This window comes from Streptomyces solincola, from assembly GCF_002982015.1.
GTDB classification, from domain to species: domain Bacteria; phylum Actinomycetota; class Actinomycetes; order Streptomycetales; family Streptomycetaceae; genus Streptomyces; species Streptomyces solincola.
On record NZ_PVLV01000745.1, the window covers coordinates 1 to 1982 of the forward strand.

General features: G+C 76.2%; 2 protein-coding genes. Both read left to right on the plus strand.

Features of this window, described 5'->3' with window-relative positions; translation table 11 throughout:
- Positions 1-912: MurR/RpiR family transcriptional regulator (locus tag C6N75_RS29885; RefSeq protein ID WP_105871954.1), on the plus strand; the 912-nt coding region annotated here is incomplete at its 5' end.
- A gap of 76 nt (positions 913-988) precedes the next feature.
- Positions 989-1891 (plus strand): N-acetylmuramic acid 6-phosphate etherase, encoded by a 903-nt coding sequence (murQ, locus tag C6N75_RS29890; protein ID WP_105871955.1) that lies wholly within the window; start codon positions 989-991, stop codon positions 1889-1891.
- Positions 1892-1982: the final 91 nt, after the last annotated feature.

A 1982-nucleotide genomic window follows, 5' to 3' on the forward strand; every position in this document is an offset into this window, starting at 1 on the left:
GCACCGCACCGCCCCGGCGCCGGCACGCCCGCCCCCGCGCCCGCCGCCCTCACCGCCAAGGTCCGCACCCTGGCGCCCTCCATGACCCGCTCCATGCAGCGGGTCGCCGAGGCCGTCGCCGGCGACCCGGCGGGCTGCGCGGCCCTCACCGTCACCGGCCTGGCCGAGCTGACCGGCACCAGCGAGGCCACCGTGGTGCGCACCGCCCGGCTGCTCGGCTACCCCGGCTACCGCGACCTGCGCCTGGCGCTCGCCGGGCTGGCCGCCCAGCAGGAGTCCGGCCGCGCGCCCTGGGTCACCGCCGACATCGCCGTGGACGACCCCATCGCCGACGTCGTCGCCAAGCTGGCCTTCGACGAGCAGCAGACCCTCGCCGACACCGCCGCCGGACTCGACACCGTCCAGCTCGGCGCGGCCGTCACCGCGCTCGCCACCGCCCGCCGTACCGACGTCTACGGCATCGGGGCCTCCGGGCTGGTCGCCCAGGACCTGGCCCAGAAGCTGCTGCGGATAGGTCTGGTGGCGCACGCCCACCACGACCCGCACCTCGCCGTCACCGGGGCCGTGCAGCTGCGCGCGGGGGACGTCGCCATCGCCATCACCCACTCCGGTTCCACCTCCGACGTCATCGAGCCGCTGCGGGTCGCCTTCGACCACGGGGCCACCACCATCGCCGTCACCGGCCGGCCGGACGGTCCCGTCAGCCAGTACGCCGACCACGTGCTGACCACCTCCACCGCCCGGGAGAGCGAGCTGCGGCCGGCCGCCATGTCCTCCCGTACCAGCCAACTCCTCGTCATCGACTGCCTGTTCACCGGCGTCACCCAGCGCACCTACGAGACCGCCGCGCCGGCCCTCGCCGCCTCCTACGAGGCCCTGGCCCACCGCCGCGCCCCCCGCGACCCGCGCTAGGCCCGCCTCCCCCGCACAAACCCGGGACCCGCACAGGCCCGGAACCTCGCACAAGCCCGGAAAGCAGCGCCCGCTCATGAACCCTGACGAGCTCGCCTCCCTCGCCACCGAAGCGTTCCGCCCCGAGCTGGCGGACGTCGACACCCTGCCCACCGCCGAGATCGCGCACCTGATGAACGCCGGGGACCAGGCCGTGCCGGCCGCCGTCGCCGACCAGCTCCCGCACATCGCCGCCGCCATCGACGCCATCGCCGAACGGATGGCCCGCGGCGGCCGACTGGTCTACGCGGGCGCGGGCACCGCGGGCCGGCTGGGCGTGCTGGACGCCAGCGAGTGCCCGCCCACCTTCAACACCGCCCCCGGCCAGGTCGTCGGCCTGATCGCGGGCGGCCCGCGAGCCATGGTGGAGGCCGTCGAGGGGGCCGAGGACTCCGCCGCCCTCGCCGCCCAGGACCTCACCGCCCTCGCCGTCGGCCCGGACGACACCGTCATCGGCGTCTCCGCCTCCGGCCGCACCCCCTACGCCGTCGGGGCCGTGGACTACGCCCGCGCCCGGGGCGCGCTGACCGTGGGCCTGTCCTGCAACCCGGGCAGCCCGCTGGCGGCCGCCGCCGAGCACGGCATCGAGATCGTCACCGGACCGGAGCTGATCACCGGCTCCACCCGGCTGAAGGCCGGCACCGCGCAGAAACTGGTGCTCAACATGGTGTCCACCATCACCATGATCCGGCTCGGCAAGACCTACGGGAACCTGATGGTCGACGTCCGCGCGTCCAACGAGAAGCTGCGGGCCCGCTCGCACCGGATCGTGGCGCTGGCCACCGGTGCCCCGGACGGCGACATCGCCGCCGCGCTCGACGCCGCCGACGGCGAGGTCAAGCAGGCCGTCCTGGCCCTGCTGGCGGGGGTCGACGCCGACACCGCCGCCGGGCTGCTCACCAAGTCCGGCGGCCACCTGCGCGCCGCCCTGGAGAGCTGACCGGTCCGGCCGACGGGCCCTGTGGGGCAACCGAGTGGGCGGGGCGCGGCCCTCGGCGCGCGCCCCCGCCCCCGTACCCCCTCCCTGGCAC